General features: G+C 52.9%; 30 protein-coding genes. 19 read left to right on the forward strand and 11 right to left on the reverse strand.

Annotation, left to right across the window (positions count from 1 at the left end; translation table 11 throughout):
- The first annotated feature begins 852 nt into the window (after positions 1–852).
- Complete coding sequence (locus tag W02_RS04160; RefSeq protein ID WP_173045081.1) at positions 853–1,116, forward strand: hypothetical protein; 264 nt, start codon at positions 853–855, stop codon at positions 1,114–1,116.
- A 351-nt stretch (positions 1,117–1,467) separates the two neighbouring features.
- On the opposite strand, the gene W02_RS04165 is transcribed toward W02_RS04160, so the two are convergent.
- Positions 1,468–1,782, reverse strand: coding sequence for a type II toxin-antitoxin system RelE/ParE family toxin (locus W02_RS04165; protein ID WP_173045083.1), 315 nt, complete (start codon positions 1,780–1,782; stop codon positions 1,468–1,470).
- Between the two features lie 16 nt (positions 1,783–1,798).
- Entirely contained in the window at positions 1,799–1,987 is a 189-nt protein-coding gene (locus W02_RS04170) for a hypothetical protein (RefSeq protein ID WP_173045085.1), read from the reverse strand.
- 747 nt (positions 1,988–2,734) lie between these two features.
- Here W02_RS04170 and W02_RS04175 point away from each other — a divergent pair.
- The 7 genes from W02_RS04175 (at position 2,735) to W02_RS04205 (ending at position 8,618) form a co-directional block, all read left to right on the forward strand.
- Positions 2,735–3,619: an HTH domain-containing protein gene (locus W02_RS04175; RefSeq protein WP_173045087.1), complete on the forward strand. Its 885-nt coding sequence runs from the start codon at positions 2,735–2,737 to the stop codon at positions 3,617–3,619.
- Positions 3,609–4,466, forward strand: a complete 858-nt coding sequence (locus tag W02_RS04180) for a hypothetical protein (RefSeq protein ID WP_173045089.1) — start codon at positions 3,609–3,611, stop codon at positions 4,464–4,466. The genes W02_RS04175 and W02_RS04180 overlap by 11 nt, the downstream gene beginning before the upstream one ends.
- A gap of 15 nt (positions 4,467–4,481) precedes the next feature.
- On the forward strand, positions 4,482–5,483 hold the full coding sequence (locus W02_RS04185; RefSeq protein ID WP_173045091.1) for an AIR synthase-related protein: 1,002 nt from the start codon (positions 4,482–4,484) through the stop codon (positions 5,481–5,483).
- Between the two features lie 21 nt (positions 5,484–5,504).
- Positions 5,505–6,059, forward strand: coding sequence for an adenylyltransferase/cytidyltransferase family protein (locus tag W02_RS22000; RefSeq protein WP_370467974.1), 555 nt, complete (start codon positions 5,505–5,507; stop codon positions 6,057–6,059).
- 9 nt (positions 6,060–6,068) lie between these two features.
- Entirely contained in the window at positions 6,069–6,872 is an 804-nt protein-coding gene (locus W02_RS04195; protein WP_173045095.1) for a Dam family site-specific DNA-(adenine-N6)-methyltransferase, read from the forward strand.
- A gap of 254 nt (positions 6,873–7,126) precedes the next feature.
- The gene (locus tag W02_RS04200) at positions 7,127–7,672 is read left to right on the forward strand and encodes a hypothetical protein (RefSeq protein WP_173045097.1); all 546 of its coding nucleotides are present in this window, start codon (positions 7,127–7,129) and stop codon (positions 7,670–7,672) included.
- A 256-nt stretch (positions 7,673–7,928) separates the two neighbouring features.
- Positions 7,929–8,618, forward strand: a complete 690-nt coding sequence (locus tag W02_RS04205; RefSeq protein WP_173045099.1) for a hypothetical protein — start codon at positions 7,929–7,931, stop codon at positions 8,616–8,618.
- Between the two features lie 86 nt (positions 8,619–8,704).
- Here the strand turns inward: W02_RS04205 and W02_RS04210 are convergent, their stop codons facing one another.
- The 3 genes from W02_RS04210 to W02_RS04220 form a co-directional block, all read right to left on the reverse strand.
- The gene (locus W02_RS04210; RefSeq protein WP_173045101.1) at positions 8,705–9,412 is read right to left on the reverse strand and encodes a hypothetical protein; all 708 of its coding nucleotides are present in this window, start codon (positions 9,410–9,412) and stop codon (positions 8,705–8,707) included.
- Between the two features lie 371 nt (positions 9,413–9,783).
- A complete protein-coding gene (locus tag W02_RS04215) occupies positions 9,784–10,407 on the reverse strand; it encodes an SH3 domain-containing protein (protein WP_173045103.1) in 624 nt (207 codons plus the stop codon).
- Positions 10,408–10,429: 22 nt separating this feature from the next.
- Complete coding sequence (locus W02_RS04220; protein ID WP_173045105.1) at positions 10,430–10,771, reverse strand: hypothetical protein; 342 nt, start codon at positions 10,769–10,771, stop codon at positions 10,430–10,432.
- Positions 10,772–11,260: 489 nt separating this feature from the next.
- On the opposite strand from W02_RS04220, the gene W02_RS04225 reads away from it, so the two are divergent.
- The 7 genes from W02_RS04225 to W02_RS04260 all read left to right on the forward strand — a co-directional run bounded on the left by W02_RS04225 (position 11,261) and on the right by W02_RS04260 (position 15,683).
- Complete coding sequence (locus tag W02_RS04225) at positions 11,261–11,542, forward strand: hypothetical protein (RefSeq protein ID WP_173043555.1); 282 nt, start codon at positions 11,261–11,263, stop codon at positions 11,540–11,542.
- 54 nt (positions 11,543–11,596) lie between these two features.
- On the forward strand, positions 11,597–11,890 hold the full coding sequence (locus W02_RS04230) for a hypothetical protein (protein WP_173045107.1): 294 nt from the start codon (positions 11,597–11,599) through the stop codon (positions 11,888–11,890).
- Positions 11,891–12,174: 284 nt separating this feature from the next.
- On the forward strand, positions 12,175–12,858 hold the full coding sequence (locus W02_RS04235) for a dihydrofolate reductase family protein (protein ID WP_173045109.1): 684 nt from the start codon (positions 12,175–12,177) through the stop codon (positions 12,856–12,858).
- Positions 12,859–13,061: 203 nt separating this feature from the next.
- On the forward strand, positions 13,062–13,316 hold the full coding sequence (locus W02_RS04240; RefSeq protein WP_173045111.1) for a type II toxin-antitoxin system Phd/YefM family antitoxin: 255 nt from the start codon (positions 13,062–13,064) through the stop codon (positions 13,314–13,316).
- A 6-nt stretch (positions 13,317–13,322) separates the two neighbouring features.
- A complete protein-coding gene (locus W02_RS04245) occupies positions 13,323–13,586 on the forward strand; it encodes a type II toxin-antitoxin system RelE/ParE family toxin (RefSeq protein ID WP_173045113.1) in 264 nt (87 codons plus the stop codon).
- A gap of 25 nt (positions 13,587–13,611) precedes the next feature.
- Positions 13,612–13,875 carry a hypothetical protein gene (locus W02_RS04250; protein ID WP_173045115.1) on the forward strand — a complete coding sequence of 88 codons (264 nt, stop codon included), beginning with the start codon at positions 13,612–13,614 and terminating at the stop codon, positions 13,873–13,875.
- Positions 13,876–14,252: 377 nt separating this feature from the next.
- Entirely contained in the window at positions 14,253–15,683 is a 1,431-nt protein-coding gene (locus W02_RS04260; protein WP_173045117.1) for a CoA transferase, read from the forward strand.
- Between the two features lie 228 nt (positions 15,684–15,911).
- Here W02_RS04260 and W02_RS04265 read toward each other — a convergent pair whose 3' ends face one another.
- The 4 genes from W02_RS04265 to W02_RS04280 all read right to left on the reverse strand — a co-directional run bounded on the left by W02_RS04265 (position 15,912) and on the right by W02_RS04280 (position 18,962).
- Positions 15,912–16,556: a dihydrofolate reductase family protein gene (locus W02_RS04265; RefSeq protein WP_173045119.1), complete on the reverse strand. Its 645-nt coding sequence runs from the start codon at positions 16,554–16,556 to the stop codon at positions 15,912–15,914.
- A gap of 53 nt (positions 16,557–16,609) precedes the next feature.
- A complete protein-coding gene (locus W02_RS04270) occupies positions 16,610–16,816 on the reverse strand; it encodes a hypothetical protein (protein ID WP_173045121.1) in 207 nt (68 codons plus the stop codon).
- Between the two features lie 239 nt (positions 16,817–17,055).
- Entirely contained in the window at positions 17,056–17,496 is a 441-nt protein-coding gene (locus tag W02_RS04275) for a hypothetical protein (protein ID WP_173045123.1), read from the reverse strand.
- Between the two features lie 14 nt (positions 17,497–17,510).
- Entirely contained in the window at positions 17,511–18,962 is a 1,452-nt protein-coding gene (locus W02_RS04280; protein ID WP_173045125.1) for a hypothetical protein, read from the reverse strand.
- A gap of 251 nt (positions 18,963–19,213) precedes the next feature.
- Here W02_RS04280 and W02_RS04285 point away from each other — a divergent pair, with 251 nt between their 5' ends.
- From W02_RS04285 to W02_RS04295, 3 genes are all read left to right on the forward strand, one after another.
- Complete coding sequence (locus W02_RS04285; protein WP_173045127.1) at positions 19,214–19,585, forward strand: flagellar brake protein; 372 nt, start codon at positions 19,214–19,216, stop codon at positions 19,583–19,585.
- Positions 19,586–19,829: 244 nt separating this feature from the next.
- Positions 19,830–20,762 (forward strand): HEAT repeat domain-containing protein, encoded by a 933-nt coding sequence (locus W02_RS04290; protein WP_173045129.1) that lies wholly within the window; start codon positions 19,830–19,832, stop codon positions 20,760–20,762.
- Positions 20,763–21,248: 486 nt separating this feature from the next.
- Positions 21,249–21,644 (forward strand): translation initiation factor, encoded by a 396-nt coding sequence (locus W02_RS04295; protein ID WP_173045131.1) that lies wholly within the window; start codon positions 21,249–21,251, stop codon positions 21,642–21,644.
- A 187-nt stretch (positions 21,645–21,831) separates the two neighbouring features.
- Here the strand turns inward: W02_RS04295 and W02_RS04300 are convergent, their stop codons facing one another.
- Complete coding sequence (locus W02_RS04300) at positions 21,832–24,411, reverse strand: Ig-like domain-containing protein (RefSeq protein ID WP_173045134.1); 2,580 nt, start codon at positions 24,409–24,411, stop codon at positions 21,832–21,834.
- Positions 24,412–24,785: 374 nt separating this feature from the next.
- Between W02_RS04300 and W02_RS04305 the strand changes: the two genes are divergently transcribed.
- A complete protein-coding gene (locus W02_RS04305) occupies positions 24,786–25,142 on the forward strand; it encodes a PilZ domain-containing protein (RefSeq protein ID WP_173045136.1) in 357 nt (118 codons plus the stop codon).
- Between the two features lie 374 nt (positions 25,143–25,516).
- Here W02_RS04305 and W02_RS21725 read toward each other — a convergent pair whose 3' ends face one another.
- A complete protein-coding gene (locus tag W02_RS21725; protein WP_255458559.1) occupies positions 25,517–25,648 on the reverse strand; it encodes a hypothetical protein in 132 nt (43 codons plus the stop codon).
- Between the last annotated feature and the right edge of the window lie 54 nt (positions 25,649–25,702).

Raw genomic sequence — 25,702 nt, forward strand, 5'->3', positions numbered from 1 at the left:
TTAGTTCTCCCCCCTCGGGCTCTGTGAATAACACAAGAATGAGAAATAAAGCCAAGGGGTTAGGCTTAAAGAAAGACATTGTACGGGGGGTGAGGAAGGAGTTGCAAGTGACAGCCAGTCTGCCCCAGACGCTTTTCGGGTCCTGCCGTTTGCCAGCCCTGACGTACTCGCACCCCGCCCGGTGTAGGGACCCCGCTCCGTGCGTCAGGGCGCCCAGACAAACGTCACCCAAAATGGGCAGACTGGCTGAAACCGACTTGGCTGGAACAGCCAGTCCGACAGTGGTCTTCTCCCCGTATCAATAATCTTGAGGAGAGCGAAAAAGATCGCTGTCACCTGCCTAGCAGGCCGCACGAGTTCCACAACAGCAGAAACACAAGACCCAAGGGCGCTCAGGTAGCCAGCTCTTCCCCGCTACACACAACGCACACGGGAGAGGGAGGACGAAGAGCGGGATGCACTCCACCCGGTTTGAGGCCCCCCGCTGCATGCGTGAGAGTGCCCAGGCGATTGCCACCCGAAAACCGCATACAACTAGCTTCCCTTTGTAGCCTTTAAGCTCCCGGTCTAACCATTGACAGCTCAAAGCAAATTCAAGAGGATTGCCAACCTGAGCGCAAGAGAACAGAACGAGCGGAAATTCGAATGTTGGGAAGACCTGCCTGACGGACAAAGGCGGTATTGGCTCGATGTCTCAAGTCGATTTGGCTGGAAAGTTCGATATGTCAAAGAGGTGAATGCAAAAGAAGTGACGGTCCGATTTTATCAGGAAGTGTATAACGAAATCGGACAATTGGTTGAGGTCCATCATAAGTATCCGGTAGGCTTGAGGCATCGAAAGGTATAGCCGTCATGTCAATCGTAACCCGTGAGTCAGTTGCAGAAAAGCTTGGAGCTTACCTGCGTCACGACTTGTCGTTGGCCGCTCTTGTCGATTGGGCGGAATTGGCACTGATGGAGGAAGACTTTGACCCGGCTCAGATGACGACCATTCGCAATGCCATTGCCAGAATCGGCACCGCAGATGTTCGGACATTTGGGCTTGCCTGGGAAGACTGCGAGCAACTCCTCGCCCAACTCGGTTACTCCGCTCAGATTAATATCGTCGCCCGCTGACAGTCTCTTTATTCCCTCTTTGCCGTAAAATAAATCAGAAGAGAACAGTGCTTCCTCGGTCAGCTCCAGCTTTCCTTCCCGGCCAAGCCTCGGAAGATACCTCGCTCCTCCGGTAATGCTGGTTCAATCCGAGGGCAGCCCCTCTAGGAAATGAAGGGGAAGCGAAAATGGTGAAAACACAAAACCAATGATCCCTCAGGCAACGAAGGCTTACTCGCATGTACAGGACGTGAGAAGAAACAGCCTGCTTACCCCTTCAATAATTTGGGAGAATGAGAGACATGGAATGGTAAACAACAGCGACAATGGCCGCGAAAGTAGCCGTGACTCACGCACGATCGGAAAACGATCCTACGACAGTTTGGGTGCGGTATCACGCTCCGTGTGCCACAGAGCAAGGATCTCGACCGTCGTAGGTTCGGACACCATACGGTAGTAAAGATAGTACTGGACACGAGGAAGGTGAATGCGACGGACACCGGCGAGTTTGATATTTCGAGTCTGCGCTACGAACGCTGGTTGGGAGGCAAGGAGTTGATATGCGCGCTCAAGCTCCACAGCGAATGCATCGGGAGCTTTGGGACGATTAGCGGTCCACCATTCGGCAGCTTCGAGAATGGCGCGGGCAGCGCTCGCGACGATCCGGACTGGAAACGGACCGCTCACGATCGGCGGATCTGCTTTAGGAGCTGAGACGTGCTGGTCGTCTCGCCTCGGCAATTGCAGCAATCAGCTTGATCTCTTCTTCAGGATCGAGCGCGAAGGTTTCATCGCCCTCTGGAGCAAGCACCGTCACAACAGTACCCTCTGGAAAACTTTCGGCATCGACCTTGATCGTGCCTCCGACAACCTTTCCTGTTGTAATCAGCATAAAGGCGATCCTAGCACTTCACCGGCGACCCGTCTATCCTTCCAGCCGCGGGACTCGAATGGGGCTTCGATGGAACTGGATCAGCTCTTTGGAGGCCCAGTCACCTTTCGAATACTCGATGCGCATACCGGTATAAAATCTCCCCCTCGACCTGGGAATAAAGACGAGAATACGCTAGAAAACCAAATGGTTAGCCCAGGAAACAGATATTGTAGGGGGGATTGGAGAAGCAAGTGAGGCTGAATTGGGAGGCCCCGCTGCTTTCGCTAGACCCTGGTCTTGTTGGCCGCCGTTTCGCCTCGTGTTCGCTTGGCCCATAAACTCGGTCCTTTCGAAACACGCTTGAACGGACCATCAAACATATGTGCCACTCGCTACGCGGGTCGCTCCACTTCGTTAACGGCGGAAACCCAAGGCCAAACGGCCGCAAAAGTAGCGGGGGGCTCCACCCCATCAATCAAGGAAGGGAAAAACAAGGCCTCGCTCCTCCGGTAATGCTGGGCCAATCCCCCTCACGGAGACATACGGCCCAATGCCGCGAATATAACAGGACCTCTCTCATCATCGAGAGAAAGGAAGTCAGCAATTGATTTCTTATAGGTGATTTAGTTATGAGAGTTGAGAATCTGACACGTTGGAGGAGCGGATTAAGTGCCACCAAAGAATGAGTCTGAGTCATTGCTTCCTGACTGCAAAATCAAGATAATTGGCCAATTCTTCAGCTAATAGAAACCCCTAACCACTGTCATGGGTGATTTTTTAAAAGCTGCCTATCAAGTGCTCTCTGTACACGGAAAACCACTTTCCGCACGTGAGATTGTTTCAATCGCGAGAGATAGGCATCAACTCGATACACGTGGAAACACACCTTGGCAGACAATGAAATCCAAGCTGTCGACCGACATCTTGAAAAAGCAATCGAAGTCGTTGTTTATGCGTTCGGCAGCAGGAAAATTCGCTCTGCGTGAATGGGAGACACAAATACGTGAACACGTGGCTCCTAGGTATACAAGAGCGCTCTTTGATGAAGACATTATGGTATTTCCAGCTACGTCGCTCGAAAAATATATAAACAAGATCGGCCTCAACATTCGGCGCGTAGATTCACAGAGTCTATTCGGTGAGTGCTATCCAATGAGAAGACGCCAAGCCGAAGAGGACCAGAGTGTCATACAGCTCGTGTCGTTTTATGTTGTCCGATTCAAGAATGAATATCTCACATACAAGCGGACAAAAAGGCTGCCTGAGTCTAGGCTGCACGGATACTATTCGATTGGCTTTGGCGGACATCTAAATGAAGACGACTTCGCGCCATTGTTTAATCAAACAGAACCAGATCAAGTATTCACTTATATCATTCGAGAATTGCGTGAAGAATTAAGAGTTAAACCGGATCCAGCCATTTCCTTTCGAGGTCTTCTATATGATGACTCTAAGGAGGTGAGTAAGCAGCACTTGGGAATTGTCTATGACGTACAGCTGCATTCTCGCGACTTCGAAATAGGAGAGAGGGGCTTTTTAATGGATCCCAAGTTTGAAACTATCGACGATATAGTTTGCCGTTCAACCGAGTTTGAAAACTGGTCGGTACTAATCGCAAGAGAGGAAATCGATCGAAAATATGGATCTTAGTGCTGGCGTTGGACATGAAATCTTGATAGGGATCGTCTCCAATGCGATATTTGCAGTTTTTCTTTCATTTCTAAATTGGCTGGCTAAGCCGGCTTCGGAGTTCCTATACGGCAAGCGGAAATATTCGAGCAGGATTTTCATTTCCGGATCCTGGATTACGTGGTTCCTATCCAACATTCTTTATGCATACTTCTCTGGACCAAATCCTACGCTATTTGCGCTCGCGACCGGAGGACTGCTATCGCTTTTTCTTTGGAAAGAGCTGAATCAATTTTCAAGATTCGGGTTGCTGAAACTTGATCAGAGCGTTCGTAAAGGTTTGGATTATGATACAGCGCTCACCTTGTGCACAAATCAGTTCGAGTTCTTGGGCATAGGCGCATCAAAACTCACATCATCGAAAGCGTTTGAAGGCGCGATAACAAGGTGCAACCGTCTAGGCACTCCAATCCGTTTTCTTCTCACCAAGCCGGACAACCCTCTCTTGATTGGTGCCGCCAAACAGAAGAATGTGAACCCTAAAGAGTATAAAAAACGAGTGCAGGAATCTCTGGAACGGCTGGCTAGCTTCAAGTTAGATAGGGGCATGAATATCGAAGTCCGATTCTATCCGAGCGTGACAAATCGTGATCTTCAATTATTTAGAATAATGTTTATTAATGATGAATTGTGCTTACTCAGCTACAACGTTATAGGTGAAGGCGATGGCTCTCAGCTTCCTCAATTGCACCTCAAAAACTTCACCCACACGCGGAATGTAGAATCGTTTTATTATCCATTCCGAGAGTACTTTGAAAAGCTCTGGGTCGATTCCCTTGCATGGGATTTTAGGTTCCCGATCAAGTAATAACGTTGAATATCTATGGCGCTCAAGCTTCCGTCAACGGGCGAGTCAGGTTGTAGCTCGAAGCTGCGTGCCACTGATTTGGTTAATGTTCTCGATCTTTCTGCTCCGAATGGGTTTGCCGCTTTGTCCGGCGACTCAGGGCCCCTCAATTTCAATTCACGGCTTGTTTCCACTATCGATACCATTACGGCAATGACTCGAACACCCGAAGTGCTCGGTAAGGTTGCGGTCACACATGCCTTCGGCGATATATACGCATCTGGAGCAACTCCGACTGATGCTAACTTTTCGCTTGGACTCGACCATTCCGCCGTTAAGTCTGGTGATGGGGCTAGTCTCGCTCAATCGATCCGGAAAACTCTTTCGGTAGCAGGGGTAGGACTTACTAAGGCCCATACATACCAGTCTTCCTTGATAGAGATTACCCTCTCGGTTGTGGGAAGAAGGAATAAGTTGTTCCCCGCCATGAGAAAAAGTCTTGAATATGATCTCGTTCTCACGAAGCCACTCGGTGCCGGCACAGTCTGTCACGATGCATGGCTCCGCGAGGATAGGTCACTGATTTTGAAGAGTGAGCACACACTGCAGGTCGACCATCGGCCAATTCGGCATGCACTGTTAGATAGTTGCATTCGTGGAACTACTGACATCTCAGGATTTGGCCTGCTAGGTCACCTCATAATCCTGGCTTATGCTCAAATCTGTACGGTGGAAGTAAGTTTCGCTTCTCTTCCATTCATGAAAGAGCTTGACGCTGCCATAGCGCACACTTCGGGCAATTGCTCGGCTCGCAGAAACGAGGAAGACTTCGACGATTATTGCGACTGGAGCTTTCAGGGAAGTTCACTAGACAGAAAGAAAACATATGCAGCTGAAACCTCTGGTCCTTTGCTCTGCATCGTTAATAAGGATAACACCAGCAAGCTGCTTCAGATCATGCAACAGAACGGGTTCGAACAATCGTGCCAGATAGGAATAGTCAAGAAGGGGAATAATCCCCGTGTTAAAGTGCACTAACATAAGTTCGACACTATGAAAATGTATTCTGTCGGCTGTGTTCATGGTCGGTTTCAACTTCCTCATCTTGGACACCAAGAATATATATTGAAGGCGATGGAGTTATGTGAGTTCTTATGGATCGGAATTGCTAGGCCGGATATCCGAGAGCACTTACCCTGCACTGTAGCTAAACACAGAGCGAACACCTTGGATAACCCTCTAACGTACTATGAACGCATGATGATACTTCGAGAGATCCTTCTAGACTGCGCCAAGAATACAGACGATTTTGGCTTCATTCCCTTTCCCATCGATCAGCCTGAACGTCTACCTGATTTCCTACCGACATCAATACCTTGCCTTACCACCATTTACGACGACTGGAATCGTCATAAGATAAAAGAACTAGAGAGGATTGGATACAAAGTAGGAGTGCTGTGGGAGCGAAGTGAGAAGAAATACTCTGGCCACATCATTCGACAATCGATAATTGATGGCTCTACAGATTGGGAAGGCATGGTTTCGACCTCCACCAGGAGGGCCATACTGGATCTCCAGATCAGAGAGAGACTTCTCAGTCTGTCACAACAATAAACCCAATGTATGCCGACCGTTAGACCGTTTCTAAAGTGGCCAGGAGGTAAGCGCTGGTTCATTCAGTACCACTCCAGCATCCTTCCAAGCTCATTTAACACTTACATTGAGCCTTTTCTTGGAAGTGGTTCGGTATTTTTCCACCTGAAACCACGACGAGCCATCCTCGGAGATTTAAATCCAGAGCTAGTAGCTAGCTTCCAGGGAATCAAGGATGATTGGCTAGAAGTCGAGCGGTTGCTCGAAGGACACGAAGAGGCTCACACAGAGTCATACTACTATTTGCTCCGTGAGCAAACACTGAAGATAAACACCCAACGAGCGGCAAGGTTAATCTATCTCAATCGAACCTGTTTCAATGGAATATTCCGTGTTAACAGAAAGGGACGGTTCAACGTGCCAGTAGGCACGCGGGATACGATTATTTTTGACGATGACAACTTCAATGAGATGGCACAAGCCCTGGAAAAAGCCGAAATTAAGGAATCAGATTTTGCTCCGCTAATCAACTGCGCCACGCAAAACGATTTCATATTTGCAGATCCACCATATACAGTACGGCATAACATTAACGGGTTTCTAAAGTATAACGAGACTCTGTTTTCGTGGAGCGATCAGATTCGTCTTGCAGATGCTCTTTCTCGTGCTCGTGATAGGGGTGCAATTATTGTATCGACAAATGCGAACCACCAATCGGTCCGTAACCTTTACCAAGGAAGAGGCTTTCAAATGCGGACTGTCTCCAGATTCAGCCCGATATCAGCGGATCCTGACAGCAGAAAACAATTTGAAGAACTTGTGATCACCACATAGCGAACGCGGCTAACTTGCCAACAATCCTAGACTGCTCGAGCATTGAATCGACAATTGCATCCCTGAGTACGATCGTTGGCATAAACGGTGAAGCGATTCGAGAGTTCGTCAAGACATTCGACTGTAATGCCTACGTCAATGAACATCCTGATGACCATCGACATCTACGAGAACTCCTTCCTTATCTACTGCAGGACAAAGGGGCTATTCTACGTAACCCTGACATAGTGTGCTGGTTTCATGGGACTCGAGTTGTGGACCCAGAAACCATTCGCACTGTTGGTCTTATATCTCTGCAACAAAGAATCCCGCAGATATGGCAAGATCTTTTTGATCTGGCGCGAGATTGGGTCAGCGAAGAACAGTGGCAGTCCTTTCGTGCACAAGTTGAAACCCAAGATCATCATGAAAGCAGCGTTCGTTTTAGAAACAGAATGCACAACGTTTTTGACGGAGGCCCGCATGCAGTTTTAATCCGCGACGCGATTGCGGATCATGCACGTTTTGACGGAGTGGACTATCTATCTGCGCCAGAAACAATCGAGGATCTTTGCGAGTCATTTAAAATACACAATCAGCGAGACCTACTTGGTAAGTTCCAAACAGAGAGCGTTCCCTGCATCGTAAAGTTCCAGGATCAATGTCGCAGAGATGACCTTGTCGGAGTTGCTCTCTCCTACCTTTGGTGCACATCTCACGGTGAACCATGCCTAACCTGTAACGCATGCCTTGAAGGTGACAGGAATACAATTCCTGCCGATGCAATTATTGAAGTAGAACGGATAGACGAAAGAAGATAGTGAATCGAGTCTGCCTGCTAAGGGGGTCAGGTCTTGCGATCCAACATTTTGCAGGACGTGGCAAGGCCATTCGTTTCTAGCTCCCCGTCTCCGCTCATCACCCCTCACAGCGCGATAGACCCTGCGAAACACTCTTTGGCGTCTCCTCCCTGTTGCGAATCCGACGCCATGCAGCCTACAATTGACCTCCCTGCGAAGCGCTCATGCCCTGGTGTGGAACCCACGCATAATTCGGCGACGAGACGCAGGTGCAAAGATGATAGAAAAAGATGGCGGCTCTTCTGCTCGTTCTACGTTCTCTCTGCTCATCCTGGCTCTCTTTCTGCTTGGTTCGTTCGTGCTCCCCTCATTCAATCTGAGTCGAAGCCAAGCCCATGCCGCAGACGGAGGTCAGACGAAATTCCAGCGTAAATCGACGCAGTACATCGCGGCGTTGGGCGATCCAGGTGCGACCTCCGGGGGCGGCGCGCAATCGTGGGGTTTGTGGCCTCTGGACCCGGGTCCTCGGGGCGTCGAGCTAAGCAGCTATAAACGGTTGAAGGATGCAGGTGGCGTCGCCCCAGCGCATTGGAAATTCGAAGGCACGGACTGGTGGCTGGAGGAACACGGCCTGATCATGGAGCAGCCGACCTTTCCACTGCCTCCCAGCAAATACATGGTCACGGGTGCTCGCGATGTGACAGCTGTGCTGACCATTCATCCCCCCGACAAGAATGGCGACAGGCGCTGGGAGCTCGATAAGGGCGCGACGCTGTACGACGTGACGCACCTGGCCTGCCGCTCGGCTCGCTATACACCGGCAACGGCTGGCGGTTCGTGCTCGCCGGCAAACGCCAAGAAGACTGCGTTTCCAGTTGCGCCAGGGGGAGCAATGCCTCCGGTTGAGGGCTGCACGAAGCAGGACTACGCGGTTCTAATTGTAGTCGGTGTGGGTGTGGAAGACTGAATGCCGGTGACGGACTACATAAGAAAAGAAAATTATGGGGTCAGGTCTTGTAATCACACATGTCGCGGCGAGTGGCGGGCCAACCCCTAAGGCTCTGGCTGGCTGAATAGGTTGCCTTCGTCGCGGCAACCCGCGCCTCTTAGGACGAGATTACTGGCATTGCCGGTCGCAGCGTTATTATTCAGGTTGGACGGGCAAGTGACTCGGAAGCCGATCTGATCATTCCCGTCGGCGATGTTGCCGATCAACGTGCTGCCCCTGCCCGCCACGTCGATTCCGATCTTGTTGCCGACAGCCTGGTTATTGCGAATGACCCCCGCCTCCTGAACCAAAATGGCCGTGCCATTCCTGATCAGCAGATTGCCGGACACGATGCCGGACGCAATCTGAATTCCCATAGAGCCGTTGAATTGTACGATATTGTCCTGCACGATTCCGACGCCGACCAGTATTCCACTGGCATTGGATGTGACGCGCAGGCGTTCGACAGTGCCGCTCAGGTTTATCGCTTGGGCGAAGTTCGAAATGTCGCCGTTGCTCACCGCGGTCCGCGCTGGCGGAATGCCCGCACCTCTCTGCACACCCAGGATTCCGGTCCCGCTCCCGTTTCCAACGATCGCAAACCCATTGAGATCGATGGTGACGCCATCTGCGCTCACCGCAAGGCAAGTGCCCTCGGCCGTCAGATTGGCTGCCAGTCTATACGAGCCCGGTTGATCAATCGTTCGACATCGATGCAACTGGACTTGCGCGTTTCCATCCAAGGGGAATGCTGCTGCGGCCAAAGTGAGCATGACTACCACCACATGTCCCCTCATATCACCCCAGCCCTCCCTATCAGCGCACGGGATATCCCAGACGCTGGCCTACTTTTTTCTGGACGTTAGACATGTCAGGAGCCACCCTCTCCAACTCGTGACGGGCCAACAATCCCTGCTTCACAATCATCCACCCGCCCTTCATCTCCGGACTTTTCGCTGTACGGGTCAGACCGTGACGAAGAGAATTCCAGAAGGACACAGCGCAGTAAGAGCGTGGTAAGAACGAGCGCCACATGCGCATGTTCGCAGCCAAGAAGGGGGCAGCAACCGGCTTGATGTTCAAGACAATTGCTGCCCCCTATTTCTCCTAGAAACAGGGCGAATGAATCTACGAAAAGCCCGAACTATCGACAAGCACTCAGGTGATCGTCGGCGACCCACCCGTCACCGCCGGGCAACACGCCTTGCAATTTACACCATCCATGAGGATGGTGTTCAATCACGGGTGCAGTGGCGCCCTTGCGCATCATACCGACCACGCGAAAATTGCCGCCGGGGCCGTTGTATATATCGACATCATTTTTAGCCGTCGCGAAGTCCTGTGACGAGAGTTTTTTCGTCGAGCTCCAGTTGTCGATTGGACGTGAATCGTCGTCAAGTTTGACAGGTCCCACGAGTTGGTAGCCGAAGCCGGCAGTCGTCCGGACCGGTATGATTTCCAGGACCCCGTCACCCCTTGCGCCGTTAGCTTGGATCAATGTGAACACGATATATTTGCTAACCATGCGGCCGTGCAAAGTGCCCGCACCTACAAATCCGGGCGACGCCGTAAAGGATCCCACGACGTGGTTGGTCGCATCGATAAAAAGGGAGAGTTGGAAAGGAGCCGTGCGGGTCGACATAGCCCAGGTTCCTGCAACATCAGTCGTTGCCGGCTCTGCGCCGCCGGCGTAGGCTGACACGGTGCCGAACGAAAACAGGCCAAGAGTGATTAGACGAACTGCAACCCGCAATATATGCTTCCGCATTTGTGCCGCCTCCTCACCGCTTCTATTTCCTTTGTGCTGGCATGAGCTGACCCTGAGGAACAGTCTTGGTCGGGTTTTGCGCCTGAGCTTTCGGGGAAGTACTTGTGCACTTGCCGTCTCGCTTGTTTTCGCAGGTCACGCTTGAACCGTCGTTGTACATGCATGAGGAGAAGTTGCTTAAAGTAGTCGGTCCGGTATACGCACCCTTTCCTTTGCAGAGGACATCCACGCCGGTCTTATCCACCACATCTATGGACTTAGGTTTTTCACCCCACGCGTTCATGACCTGAAGCGTGATGATGAAACCGCCCACGACCGCCACAAACATTTTCGCGGATGTGTTTGTCTTATTGGCGTGCGGCATGTGGTCTCCTTCCGACACTTCGTTGATCTTCTGACAAATGTGAAGTTCTTTTCTCAATAGATCTTCCTATGCTGAAGGACAGAAACGCCTGGAAGCATACGCCGATGGAGTCGACAAAGCCAGTTACGCAGAAGTATCAGTACGAGGAGGGCAGAAAAAGGACAGGTTACTTTCTTGTGAATAAGAAAAGAGGATAGGCTACTTTTCTCAGGTCTCTATGGTCACCCTTGCCTTCTGAAGGTCGATTTCAACCCCAATGCCGACGCAATCGTCACTTGCCACTTCTCTTCTCCAAATGGCTGCTGCGATTCACACAAATACACATCTTTGTGAGTCGCGCACGACCCACGACCATAGAACAAAACAATAATACGTGTAATACGCGGCAGACCTACCTTGTTTAAGTAGACTACAGTCTTCTAAAATCACGAACTTTGTGCGTCATAAATATTACCCAATATTCCATACTCTCGATTGGAGGTTTCGATTATGACTCAACTGTTGCTTGTTGCATTCTTGTTTGGATTCGGATTAATAACTGCTGGTTGCACCGTACCCACGACCTATACGAAATCGATCACCGTCAGAAAAGATGCTGCAGGAAATATTATCGAAAGCCAAGAAACTGAAACTGTCGTTCAGCCCGGCGGACAGGGTTACCCGGTACGATTTGACTATCTAACTGGCGTCCGTCCTCCAGCGCAAAATTCCGTCGAAGAGGAACCAGATATGAGAAGCGGATATGAATTCCGTAAAAGGAATGTAAATTGAGACTGATATCCTGATTATCACTCATAAGTCTAATCCCTGAAGGAGGATGATTTCATGTTGACTGTAAGCATTGTCTTTCGTCACGGTTTCTCAATCGACGATCTGAATAACCGGGTTCGAAGCAATCCCAAATTTGTGTTTATCAGCACTAATGCAACAAGAAATAAATTGAAAACAGCCGCCTATCAGTGGAAACATCCGAAGCACGGGAATCTCAAATTGAAAAAAGAAGACGGCTTTTCATGGGCCGAGATGTCAAACAAAAGCAATCGACTGCTCGGGTCATTTGTTTCGTGGCTATTTGCAAATGCACGTGACTTGGTTGGATGGGTGGAAGTATACGAGTAAAGTTATCAAGAACGAGGACAAGTACCTTCATGAGACTTTCATAAGCCTATGCCCTCAGCGTGAGAAGACCAACGATATTCTTAATGCGTCGCCGACCAACCCGCCAGCAGTCTGATCAGACGACTCTCTAACTCAGTTTTCGCGACATTTGTCAGGCTGCAGCTATGCCCAAGCACCGCTGTCGATTATGGTCATTGCGGACGACTATAAATCGAACGCAGCATTTCATAAGCGTTCATCTTCTAAAGAGTCCTGAATCCAGTTTATAGAAAGGAGATTTGGCCATGAGAAAGGTGATTGTCGGCGCGATGGTTTCAATGGACGGCGTGATGCAGGCTCCCGGCGGACCGGAGGAAGACCCCACCGGCGGCTTCAAGTTCGGCGGGTGGGTTGCTCCACTGGGGGACGATCCGGTTTTCGGCGAAGCACTTGGAAAGTTGTTCGGCGGGCCGTTCGACCTGCTGCTCGGACGGCGCACCTACGAGATCTTCGCCGCGTACTGGCCCTATGCCGAAGGCGGGCCGTCCGACGACATCGCCAAGACCTTCAACCGGATCACCAAGTACGTTGCGACGCGCAAAGGCGTGGACCTGACCTGGAAAGGCTCAGTGGCGATGCGCGACGCCGCCAAGGATGTCGCGAAACTGAAACAGGAAGACGGCCCCGTGCTCCTCACCCAAGGCAGCACAGAGCTTGTGCATGCGTTGCTGGCCGCCGGCCTCGTCGACGAGATCCACACGTTCACCTTTCCTCTGCTGCTGGGCAAGGGCAAACGGCTGTTCGGCGACGACAGCCAGCCGCGCGCGTTCAAACTGACGCACAGCTCCGTCTCGTCGAATGGGCTCATCGCCGCGACGTACGTGCGCGATGGCGAGGTGAAGACAGCCACCGTCGGGGGCGAGGTCGAACCCTCGGCCACCGAGCTGGCGCGCCGCGAGAAGCTGAAGCGTGAAGGCCAGGGTGTGTGAAAAAGAATTGGAACAAGAAAAGTGGACAGGCTACTCTTGAACAAATTGAATCCGGGGAAAGCATTTCGCGGCGCGTGTCGGGCAGGCGCTTAATCTTTTCTAAGACGACACCGATTTGTTTCCTGTGCAGTCAGCCATCTGAAGGCCGCTAAGACATATCACGAGGTCAAATAGTACATCCGACATATGCGCTGGAGGACACCATGGCACATCTTCCCGCCAGTAAGGCAAGACAAGGCTTTGCAGATACCATTAATAGAGCAGCTTATGGGAAAGAGCGCGTGGTGGTGCGCCGAAGGGGAAAAGAAATTGCCGCCGTAGTGCCAATCGATGACTTGCGGCTCCTGGAGGAATTAGAAGATCGGATCGATCTCGCGGATGCCCGCGCCGCCCTGGCTGAAATCAAGAAGAAGGGTGCAACGCCGTTCGATAAGATCCTCAAAGACATTGGTCTATAGTCGTCGATGGCTCACTCGATCCTCCTCGCCCCGCCTGCCGAACGCCAGCTTCGATCTCTTCCCTTGGCAATTCAGAAACGCCTCGTCAAACGCATAAAGACCTTGCAGAACAATCCTCGTCCACCTGGCGTGAAGAACCTCGCTGATGAAGACGATTTGTACCGCATTCACGAAGCCGACTACCGGATTGTCTATACGGTTCAAGACAAAGAACTGATTGCCCTTGTCGTGAAGATCAGCGACCGCAAAGAAGCCTACCGCTTACAATGAGGAATAGAAAAGGCGCACATTTCGCATGATGACTTCTGTAGACGGGGGTCAGGTGACGTCCGATAGAGATCCCCGCGAGTACTTTCGCATCAACCTCACGCTCTCGATCCGCATTCAGCAGGAATCGGACCAAACGGAGGCTCAATCCCCTTTCCTATCCGGGCGGGACGCATCGCCTGCACGCCGGCGTGAAGTCGGTTCCCACGCGACCATCCGCAGAACCACTATTCCGCCTGATCGGAAAGGGTGGTGGTCATTTTTTTCATTAGACACAGGCTCTCCATTCTAAAACCTCGGCCGCAATGCAATCACTGCAATATGAACTCGCCGCCTGACTCACGTGAGGCACGCAGTACTCCTATGAGTGTACGTTCTGTAAGGCGTGTGTGGAGCACGTGTTGCGACCCGTAACTGCTTGCGCCTAATGACTTTGACCGACCCTCTACGTTATGCTCGCCGAGATTTTCCATCGATTGCGAAGGTGTTGGGGTCTTCCATTAAGAACTGTACTCGTCGCAGCTGTAACAGAATATCTATGATGGTGGACAGTATGCACATCCAATCACGCTCCGCGCTCGAGTTCTCCGAAAGGAACAGGCTACTTTTCTAGCTGCAGGTGGTCTTACCACCAACGTGATGTCCGACCGCGCTCACGAAGGGATCGGGATGGGAATAACCCAGGTGCAACGCCTCTCCGCCGGAGCGCTTAAACCACTTGCCGCCCTCGTCGATGACCTCGGCCTTGCCGCCCACTTCCAGGGCGATGCGATGTTGAACGGTATCGATCCAGTGATCCGTTCGCCGCACCGGCTCGGCGAAGCATCGGGAACGGCTCAGTTGCTCATCGGAATCGCAGGCGCCGCCGTCTGGCATGCGCGTACGGGCAAGAAGACCGACATCGCGATCGACATCATCGACGCGCTGCACTATCTGCATCCGACGCATTTCGTCCAGCAGCAGGGCCAGCCGATCCTCGTCGACGCGGAGCATGTCGAAGTCAACGACATATTCCTCTGCCGCGATAATCGCCATGTGATGCTTGAAGCCGGCCCACCCTACATGAAGCTGCTCAAGGGGTACTTGAATTTCTTTGATTGTGGCAACAGCAAGAAATCCTTTGCCCGCGAGGTCGCCAAGTGGGATTCGGAGAAACTGGAAACAGCCATGGCAACGGCCGGTCTTCCTGCGTGCCGCGCCTTCAGCCGCGAGGAATGGCTCGCGCATCCGCAAGGCGCCGCCCTGGGCCAGGTACCGGTCATCGAGATCGAAAAGATCGCCGACGGCAAACCGGTGCCGTTCCAAACCCCCGCCCTGTCGCCATTACAAGGTGTTCGTGTTTTGGACTTCACGCACGTGTTGGCGGGTCCCCGCAGCACCCGAACACTTGCTGAATATGGTGCGGATGTGCTGCATATCAGTTCTCCTGCCTATCCCGACACTTTCGCCCAGCATATCGGCGTCGATGTCGGTAAGCGATGCGCCTACCTCGATCTGCGCAATGCCGACGATCTGGTGACGATGAAGCGGTTAGCGGCACGGGCGGACGTCTTCACCAACACGTACCGTCCCGGGGTGAATGCACGCTTCGGGCTATTGCCGGCGCAACTGGCCGCAGCGAGCGAACGCGGCATCGTCTGCATGACGGCTAACGCCTATGGTCATTCAGGACCGTGGGCCGAGCGGCCGGGTTTTGATCAGAATGGGCAAGTCGCTTCCGGTTTTGCTTGGAAGGAGGGGGAGCCACACAAACCCCGTTTCTCGCCGGTCTTCTACCTGGGCGACCTCATGACCGGCTATTTCGCGGCAGCCGGCATGATGGCCGCGTTACTCCGCCGGTCTACTGAAGGCGGATCCTATCACGTAACGCTTTCACTCACGCGGAGCGCGATGTGGGTACAGGAACTGGGCTTCCTCGAAACCACCAGACAGGCGTCCTTACCGGAACGGGACAGCTACCCGGCTAGAATGACATCCATTGATTCGGTCTATGGCAAGGTGTCGTTCCTTGCCCCGCCTCTCACCTTTAGCAATCTGGCACTGCCAAATGCATCAAGGCTCTCGCCGTATGGGGCTGACGTGCCGGAATGGCCGGCGTAGCTTCGAGAACGGCGGTTGGGCTTTGCTCTGCAGGAAAAGCGAAACCCTTGCAGGCCCCTATTTCATGGAAGTCCTGAAAAGAGATGACGTCAGGAACCATTTCTCGGCGCGTGACGGTCGGTCCATGACGTTGGAGATACGATACAGCGCCTTCGTGCATTGGGTGCAGTAACGTTTTGTTCCGCCAAGCTTGCTCCAGCTGCTCTGGGGCGAGAATGATGCATTGGATCAGTTCTTCGTGAGCACCACGTGTGTGACATTCGCCGTGGGAACGTGTTCAGTACACCGGTACCCAAGCTTTGAAGCGTCGATACCGCCAAGAAGATGTTCCCCAGAACCCAGAAGGATTGGAGAAATCGCAAGGTGCATCTCGTCGATGAGTCGGGCGATGAGATATTGCCGGATAGTCGCCACGCCGCCTCCAAGCACGATGTCTCGACCCTTGGCAGCTTCGGCGGCGCGTTCAAGCCCACCGTGGATGTCATCCGTGACAAAGTGAAACGTGGTTCCACCGTCCATCTCTATGGATGGTCGGGAATGGTGGGTCAGGACGAAAACCGGGGCGTGAAATGGCGGGTCGTTACCCCACCACCCCTTCCATGTATAGTCGGGCCAAGGTCCTCGGATTGGGCCGAACATGTTTCGGCCCATGATCCATGCTCCAATATTCACCACACCGCGCGCCGCGAAGTCGTTATCGATCCCTGTCGTCCCGCTCCCACCCCCGTGGATCTCTCGAAACGTGCGCGTTGCGATGAACCAATCGTGGAGCGCTTCACCTCCGACTCCGAGAGGATTGTCCGTGCTCTGATCGGGACCGGCAGCATAACCGTCGAGTGATATGGTGAAGTTGTGAACACGAAGTTTAGACATCTCCTGACTCTCTCTACCTGCTACCTCCGTTTGTGATTCGAAAGTACCTCCCGCTAATAGCGCCCAGGCTGGCTACGGCTATACGGATCCATGTTTGAAGCCGGCGGACGTTCGTCGAAACGATACTGTTGGCCCGACTGCGGCGATCCCATATCGACGTTGTGCGCGGGGCGTTGTCGACCAGAAGGATCCTCAGCACAGCCGGCGACCATCGCACCGACCATAAGGGCAACGGGCAAAGCGTATAGAATGCGAATCATACTGAACCTCCTTGATCATTCGGAGTTATTTCCATGCATTTCATACCATCAGTCTTCTATCCTTGCCGAATATCGCATACCTAGCAAGCTTCCTTGCAACAGCCAATGGGGTCAGTCATTCAGTGGCGGGTGACGGGTAGCCGTGTTCTGCCTCACCTCTCTTGTTTCGTGGCTACGCCATCGTCTTCTCAATCTTGCCATGGACTTAATCCACTGCGCAAAAGCAGATTTGCCTACCCTCAGTCTTCGGTTGCGGAAGGATGCGACAAGAAAGGTCCCACCGCCTCCTTTACAGCCCCGGCCAGAATGGCGACGTCAAAGGCATACCCTGCGAGGTCTTGAGCGGCTTGGTCCGTGGTCGTTCGATCGGAGGACATCCGGCAATTCGATTCGGTGAGTTTGCGGTGAAGGAGGTTCGATTTATACGTCAGCCTCGTGAGCCATTCGGAGACGTCCGGTCGAATGGCATTACGGGTTGCGACGTTGAGGTCGGCTGAAATCCATAACGAGAAGGCGATCAGCATCATGCCGCCTAATCCCAATATGACATCCATCCAATTGACCTTGTGATTCCACAGCACAAGCCCTATGACCACCCCAGACATGATGAGCCCGAGGCTCATGCTGATTATCACTCCATAGGCCTCTGCGATCCTCCAGAGAACATCCACCTTGGCCATAGCGAATCTCCTCATCACAGGACATTGTGGGTAGCTGTTCGCCCCCTTGAGCCGGAGGCCGATCGAGACGATGGCGGCATGGCCCAGTACTGTGAATGGACTTTCCCGGCGCGCAGGATGGGGACAATCAAGAATGTGAGAGTCATGCTCCCGATAAAGACAAGCGAGATTGTGTCCACGATCGGGCCCCATGTTTCGGCCGGCAGGAACAAGCGCAGGCCCAAAGACAGGAGATATGGGACAAGCACGGCCGTTACCACATACAGGGCTAGACCGCTTGCCAGCACGACGGTCAGTGCCACCGGCGCTAGCAGCGTTTCACCGACGAGTATGAGCCGGTCTCGCCACCATTCCTTGCTTGTCGTTTGTGTGAACGGAAGGCTGCGCCCTACGAGGCCTTCGGTGAGCGCCCTGAGAAAGACTGGGCTATGCTCATAGACGACGTGTCCACGAATGAACCCGCCGCCGAGCAAACGATGGTTTCGTACAATCCCCCACTGACTGAATCCCCGAAGCATTCCCGCCACAGGATCGAACCAGGAGACGAAGTTATCCCACTGGATCTTCTTCCCACCAAGACAACCGCCTTCCATCATGAGGCGAGGCCAGAAGAATTGAATCTTTTCCAATGGACTACCGATTGTGTACACGTGTTGGACCGTGCGGCTCGCTGCCAGAATCGCGTCTGCTTGTTCGCGACCCAGAGAGTCGAACCGCAGTCCTGCCAATGCATGGTAGGTCACGACAGTCCCCAGACTATGTGCCACGACCTGAATCGTGGCACAGCCGTCGGCATGCGCTTTGATCAGTTGGCCGTAGAACCGCTGCAGCGCTGCGCTGTATACACCCTGGACATCCGCCGGTATGGGCTGCTCATCCTTCTCTCTGTAGAAGGCATTTCCAGCCGAGTTCACGTAGCTAAAAATGTCGCCAACGTACTCGTCAAGAATCCGATCGAGCGTAGATGTCTTTCTCAGCTTGTTCGCCGGCGTCGGCACGCAGCTCTGTTTCGTCTTATCACCGACACCCACCTCTTTGTCTTTGAATAGCTCGCTGGCAACATCAATGATCCAGCCGGCTCCGTAATACGCGAAGAGGATCAGGAAATTGATGAAGGGCAGTGCCACGCACCACCAGACAAGTTTCACAGAAGAACACTTGTTCGCCCGATAATTGCCGCACCGCCAGTTTCTCCACGGAAACCACGACAGACATTGGAGTTCCTTCATCTGAAACGCGCCGATCGTGATATCGCCCTTGAGAAGATCCGCCCAGTAGACTTCATATAAGCGCACAGGTTGGCCGCTGACCGTGAACGTTCCGCCATTGTCCGGCACAATGAGTTCCGGCCCAACTCGCCTGAGCCCCGCCATCAGTTTGCGTTCAGTTTCTCCAGGTTCCTGGGCGCCAATGCCATGCACGACCAAAATGCCAATCGGAGCTCTCTGGCTCTGTTCCTCGGTCACAGTCAGCCTCATGTTGCCATATGATTTGCGGTATCCTGTCTGCGATTCTGTCGTGTGTGTGAAATTGAGGCAGGCTACTGCGGGAAGAGAAACGTGTCAATCGACTGTCACGGATATTACACGCATTTTAGCCGGATGCGAGGCGAAGCTGATTGGTCACACCTTCTCCACAGTCAGCAGATATGCGCCAGTGCTGTTCCTGAAAATTTGCTATAGTCCTTCGCATGACGGCTTGAAACGGGAGTCAGCCAATGGCCGGCAGAGAGCGCCGGGAGTACTATCGCATCAATGTCACGCTGCCGATCCGCATTCAGCGGGAGTTGGACCAGAAGGAGGGCGCGTTCGTCGAAAAGTCGGTCAACCTGAGCGGCGGCGGCATCAGCGTGATAATCACCGAGGTCTATCAACCCGACGACATCCTTGCCGTCGCATTACATCTCCCGGACGACATCCTCTTCACCGCCTTCGTCGAAGTCCTGCGGGTCGATCCTCTTCCCTATCCGGGCGGGACGTATCGCTTGCATGCCCGCTTCGTGCGCATGCCGGCTGCTGACCGTGAAGTCTTGATCCGACACATCATGCGGTTCCAACGCGACCATCTGCAGGACCACTACTCGTCCTAATCCTGCCCCAGCAATACATCCGCCATTCATGTTCCCCAACCGCGACTGCGGCATCACTATGTGCGCAGTCGCGCAAGCCCGGATACAAGACACGTAGCCTAACCCTGCGCCTCTTTTTGACTGCTGGATGCAGCCTGTCCTCATTCTCTATTGTTTTGAACCACCGGACGACAACAGCTCTCTGAGATTCAAGAACTATTGTCGGGAGGTTGATTACATAAAATGATGCGGCTAAAGTCATACCATGCATGGGGTGAGACAAGATGTCGCCGTCACACAGCCTCTGAGTTTTGCCCTTGTCTTTATCCTGATGGCTCTCCCGACTCTGCCAGCGATGGCCGAAGATTTGCCGTCCGACGTTGGATCGCGTCACGAGCTGGTGCCATCCGATCAACGAACCATATATCTGAATGTCGATGCAACGTCTTACCGAACTCGCGGCCGCGTCTCCTTCGGCTTCGTTCCGACACTGAAATCCAAGCTTGCTGCCTACGGCTATACCGCTACGCTGGAGCATGACGCCCGGCATGCTCTTACGCTCACGATTCAATATCGTGAAACTCGCGGGCAACAGATTTCACTCGACTTGTACGGCACTGATATCTCCTGTGCCATGATTCTCAGTGGTCTTGAGAAAGATCACCTGCTCGACCTTGCGGTGCGGGAGTCCCCCGATTACGCCGGCATGATTACGGCTCCATATGTCGAGGTAGTCGATAAATTTCAGTCAAATCCCTATTTTTATTTCCTCCCTGACCTGATCCAAGCAAGCACCACTTCGGGACTCGATGCCACTGCAGGTCTCATTGCGGCACTGGAACGAGCATTGTATTCGGCAAAGCCTGCGGCGACGCCATTGGATACGCTCGTGTCGCCGGCCGAGACATTTTCCGACATGGACGACCACTTCTCGTCTGCCGCGTCACAACGGACCATTGAAGAATTGGGCCGGCTACAGGATCGTCGAGCGACGGACCTCTTGATCAAATTGACCGGACATCCAGATCATGCAATACGGCTGGCAGCGGTACGTGCGCTGGAGAATTTTTCCGTCCCGGCCATCTCGGCTGTCATCACTCAGGTTGCGCAAGAGGACACGGATGTTTCCGTACGGGAAGCTGCAAAGGCTGCTCTAAATTGGCTTCCTGCATCCGTAGGCCATGAGCATCAAAGATAATCCGCTCCCCTGCGCGACGTGGGAATTACTGGAACAAGATAAAGATGACAAGAATACAAAATGGGACAGGCTCACTCCGGCTCTTATCGACAGTAGACAGTAATGATTCAAAGTATAGGAAATCTCATGTCATCTCTGACAGTTTCAGAGAATATCGGGAAGATGCCGTTCTGCCAGGAAAGCGCATGCCCTCGACTTTTCCGTATTCAAACGCGGGGGTGAATGCACAGATTCGGACGTGAGGATTATCGAGTGAGCCGTCTGACGAAGCCGCATCGCCCTTGTTACAGCACACAGGGCAGCCGGGAAACTAATCGAGCAGCCTACCCTTCAATTTATTCCGCGCTTCCAAGCGGAGCCATAACCGCCGTCCGTCTAATCTGAGTGGACTTTGCGATCAACATTAGTCGGTGCGTGGTTGCGCTGCCCAAACTGCTTGCAGAACCTGTTACGTTGAGATAGCTTTCCAAACCAGAGCGGATGCAGATGAAGGAGAAGAAATACATTCCCACGAGTGATGAGGTGTTTACATGGAAGAGTCCGTTCGCGGGGCTGAAGGAAGCGATACCGCCGTCCACGCCAACCAATCCACCTGCTCGCAATCTAACTACTACTCCGGCAGCAGCGCCAAAAAGAAATCGTGGCCGAGTGGATGTCATTCGTTCGACCGCGCATCGGGGCGGCAAGACCGTGACAGTTGTCACAGGATTTGTCGGTATCAGTCAGACCGAGAAAGAGCGTCTGGCGAAAGAAATGCAAAAGTCCTGTGGTGCTGGAGGCACGGTGAAGGAAGGGCGGATCGAGATTCAAGGAGATCACCGTGACACCGTCGCGGGCATTTTGGTCAATGCGGGCTTCCGTCCCGTCTTCGCCGGTGGTTGAACCGCGCGCTCTCTCCTTCTCGCCCCTTCTGGGCGCCGCCCCACCTCTTGCTGATTCCAAAGCAGTGCCGGCTTCGTCCCCTTCTATCAGGTGAAAGTTTAGATCCGCCCGCCGACAATCTCTGGAATCCTGGAAATGCCCCGTTCTATGTCGAAGATTCCTAATGAATGTTCGCAGGGCATATCCCTCAAGGACTTACCAGAGGAGATCGGACGATGACGACTTCATTTGAAGAAGTGCGAAATGCAAGACCGTCGGTTCCCCACCTCACTAAACTTGTGAACCGAGGATATTGCGCCATCACCGGGATCCCCAGATTCGGAATATCTAATGCACTCTTAAGCGTAAGCGTGTTCAGATCGAATGCCTGAATCGTTGCCACCGAATCATAGGTGCCCGCCACTGTTACAGCAAACAGTTGTTTTGAATTTCCATCCGGTCGGATGCTGTAGGCTCCAGTATTGGTAAAGGAACCAACCACCGAATAAGTCGTCGCACTGATCACATCTCCGCTCGCTGTATAGACTACATCATCAAGAAACTTAAAATCGCGTCCCGGCCAGTTCGTCAACCTGTTGGAGTCTATCAATGACAGACCAGATGCTGTCAGGGATAGCCGGGAGAGCGAGCCTGGACTAAATGTCCCCAATCCAAATAAGAGGGACGGCGAGTTTGAGAATTCAAGACGATGAACAGATGAGGAACCAGTCATCGTATTCGGGAGCATCGTGCCATCTTCATAGACGGCCGCTCCATCAGGCTCGTTGAACGCGCAGGACCCAGAGGCAATTGGATGTCTTGCGATTGCGACCACGACTGTTCGTGCGTTGCCTGGCACCACTTTCATATCTTTACCACACAGAAATTCTCCAGGATGAGTCACTGGAGCCATGTTGGCCAAGGGAACCGTTAGATCCGCAGTCAGTGCGGGCAATGTCAGACGCCTGACGGCGTTTTCATTGTCGATGCTCACATAGAGGAACTGACCATCGTCAGAAATCGCCAGGCGATCAGGTTCATCACCGACTACTGCCGATTGGCTTACCGAGCCGGTCACAGGATCTATCGTAGCGATTCGACCATGTGTCCCTGGGACAGAAGCGTAGAGTTTTCTCGATACATTATCGTATGCTAGGTCGTTTGTTGCTAACTGTAAGACCTTTACATCGCTGACTGTAACCGGAACACTATTGCTCTTGAGCGCGCCCAGCAATGCGGTGACCGTCGCCGTGCCTTTTCCTATACCCAATAATGTCCCGTCTTGCCGGACTGTAGCGATTGATGGGTCTGACGATAGCCACATATAAGGCAACCCGACGACCTGATTATTCGACATGTCAAATGCTGTTGCCTGGAGAGTGTTCTCTTCTCCGACACGCATGGATACCGATGAGGGTTTGACTTCAATTCGTAACCCGCTTCCATATCCATTGACAACATAGCCCTCGAGTTCTTCGGTTAACACAGTCTCTGACGTGCCGCCATCAATCTGCACCGATATCACTTCTTTGACCTTTCCGACACCCGGTGCATGCCAATCGGAATTCGTTTGAGTGAGGGTAGCTTGACCACCTCTGGTAAAACTCACGACAAAGACTGCCTTGAACTCAATGTGCAAACTATCGATAAACGTTCCCGCTGGTACTGTTAGAGGTTCCATAGTCAGTACGTTTTGAAACAATTTGAAGCTAAACATCTCATTGCGTCCATCACCGTCTTCATCATTTCCCCAGTTCAGCCCGGTTCTCTCAAGCAGAACTATGCTGGTCCCAGGAGTCAGGGGGAAACGTACAGATTGATATGGAACCAATTGACGTGTAAGGCTGTCGTTGGGATCGTCACTACCGTGCGAGACAACCCCCGTGGGCCCTTTAACGTCATAATGCCTCCCCTCCCGATTTGCTCCCTGGCTATTCGTTTCAAAAAATATGGTGCTATTTATTCCGCTAATCGGAGAAGGTCCTTGTCCTGAAACAAGCACAGTTGTGTCGTAGTTGGTAACTCCGAGGAGAGATGAGGTCCTGCCCCTATAACGCCAGATGTTGCCTTGCTCGAACGGGAAAAAGTTCCCGACGTCAGAGGTCCCCTGAGTCGACTCCCCACCTTTCGCTGCATTCGCAATAAAGGACATTACGCTCGAATTTGAGTCAACTGCGGATTTCACGAGAGCCACTACTTCAGCAACAGTGACGGCGTTTCCAATGTTCTGGGACAAGGCGATGGATCCAACTGCCCCGGTGATATCTGAAACCTCCTGCAGCGTGTAATTAGAGAGCAACCCATCGCCAAGTGCCTGTATGACGAGTTGACAGGTCGCTTCCGATACCGGACTGATGTCGGCTGCCGTTCCAACCACAAACGCACGCATTTCTCTCCCATTGGAGCCAGCAACCCGAACAATCAAATCGGTCGCCGGCTGCAAACCCAATCCGGCCAAATTAAACGAGTACCGTCCACCGGATATCGTGGTGGTCGTAATAACGGAAAACCCGGTCCCGTTCGCACTGAATCGGGCGAGCTGAACTATCGTGCCGTCTGGCACCGGACCTAGCCCGGCAATAGCTGCGTACGCCTCTGACTCGAACGAGTCCCAAAAGGAAGGCCGTTTGTTTAATGCAATGGTGCCCCCTGGCGCCGTTACCATTCCAGAAACCGTCGTTGAGACAGGCGCCGTCGGCGCAGTTCCTCCGCTGCCAACGCCAACTTCGCCACCGGAACATGAAACCGATATGCTCGCGATAGCAAGAACCAGCAGGAGTTTCCGCATAAAGGCCCCCTCCAGGTGCGAAGCTAGCCGTCTGCAAATAGTTAAGGATTGTTAACAAAACCATCTCCTGGATCGTATTCCCCATTAGTACAGTGGAGACGGCTGTAATTTAAAAGTTCGAACAGTCCCACCACTCCTTCGATTCAGGACATGATAGGCACAACCACCGGTTTCTCCAGGCGAGATACGAAGCATGGGCGCGCACGGTAGGCGACAATCATTTTCGACGCAAGACAAAGGAAGCTGTCCCCCTCTTTATTCCTCCCGGGTGAATAGCCTCACACCGCGTTGTTAGAAGTCAGCAGATATCTGATCCGTGTTTCTGAAAATTCGCTATAGTCCTTCGCATGACGGCTTGAAACGGGAGTCAGCCGATGGCCGGCAGAGAGCGCCGGGAGTACTCTCGCACGCTGCCGATCCGCATTCAGCGGGAGTTGGACCAGAAGGAAGGCGCGCTTGTCGAACAGTCGGTCAACCTGAGCGGCATCAGCGTGATAATCACCGAGGTCTATCAACCCGACGACATCCTTGCCGTCGCATTACATCTCCCGGACGACAGCCTCTTCACCGCCTTCGTCGAAGTCCTGCGGGTCGATCCTCTTCCCTATCCGGGCGGGACGCATCGCTTGCACGCCCGCTTCGTGCGCATGCCGGCTGCTGACCGTGAAGTCTTGATCCGCCACATCATGCGGTTCCAACGCCACCATTTGCAGGACCACTACTCCTCCTAATTGGGAGGCCCCCGAACTGCGACAGGTCGGCGAAGTGATCCGATCGCTTCATCCCGACCTGAAACGATCAATCAAATCTGCAATCCGCGCCATTGCCACTGATCCGGAATGCGACGAACCTCTGCTACGCGAACTCCATGGGCTGCGAAAGTATCGCGTTCGACGCTTTCACATCGTCTATGCGATCGACCGTAAGACATGGACGCTCCCGCATCATGGCTGTCGGCCATCGTCAATTTATCTACGAGGAACTGACCATCCGGTTGCAGAAGAAGGACTGAGGCGGAGCTTATTTCATTTCGCGGCGCGTAGCGGAACATGAATGGATTGGCCAGCTACAGCAGCAAATGGTGACAAAGGCAGGACGTGTTATTTTAGAGTGCCGGCTGGTCTATGGTTGGCTTCAGCGCGCAGACGACTCGCCACAGGGCTTCATAGCGAGTGCTCGGCTTGCCGGTAAATCCGCTACTCAGCAACAGACACGCCGCCAGCAACAGTCGGTTCATGTGCATATCTCCCGATAAGGCGTCAGCGCTGCTGGATGAAATTGGGCGCGCCCG

The organism is Nitrospira sp. KM1, assembly GCF_011405515.1.
Classification (GTDB): Bacteria; Nitrospirota; Nitrospiria; order Nitrospirales; family Nitrospiraceae; genus Nitrospira_C.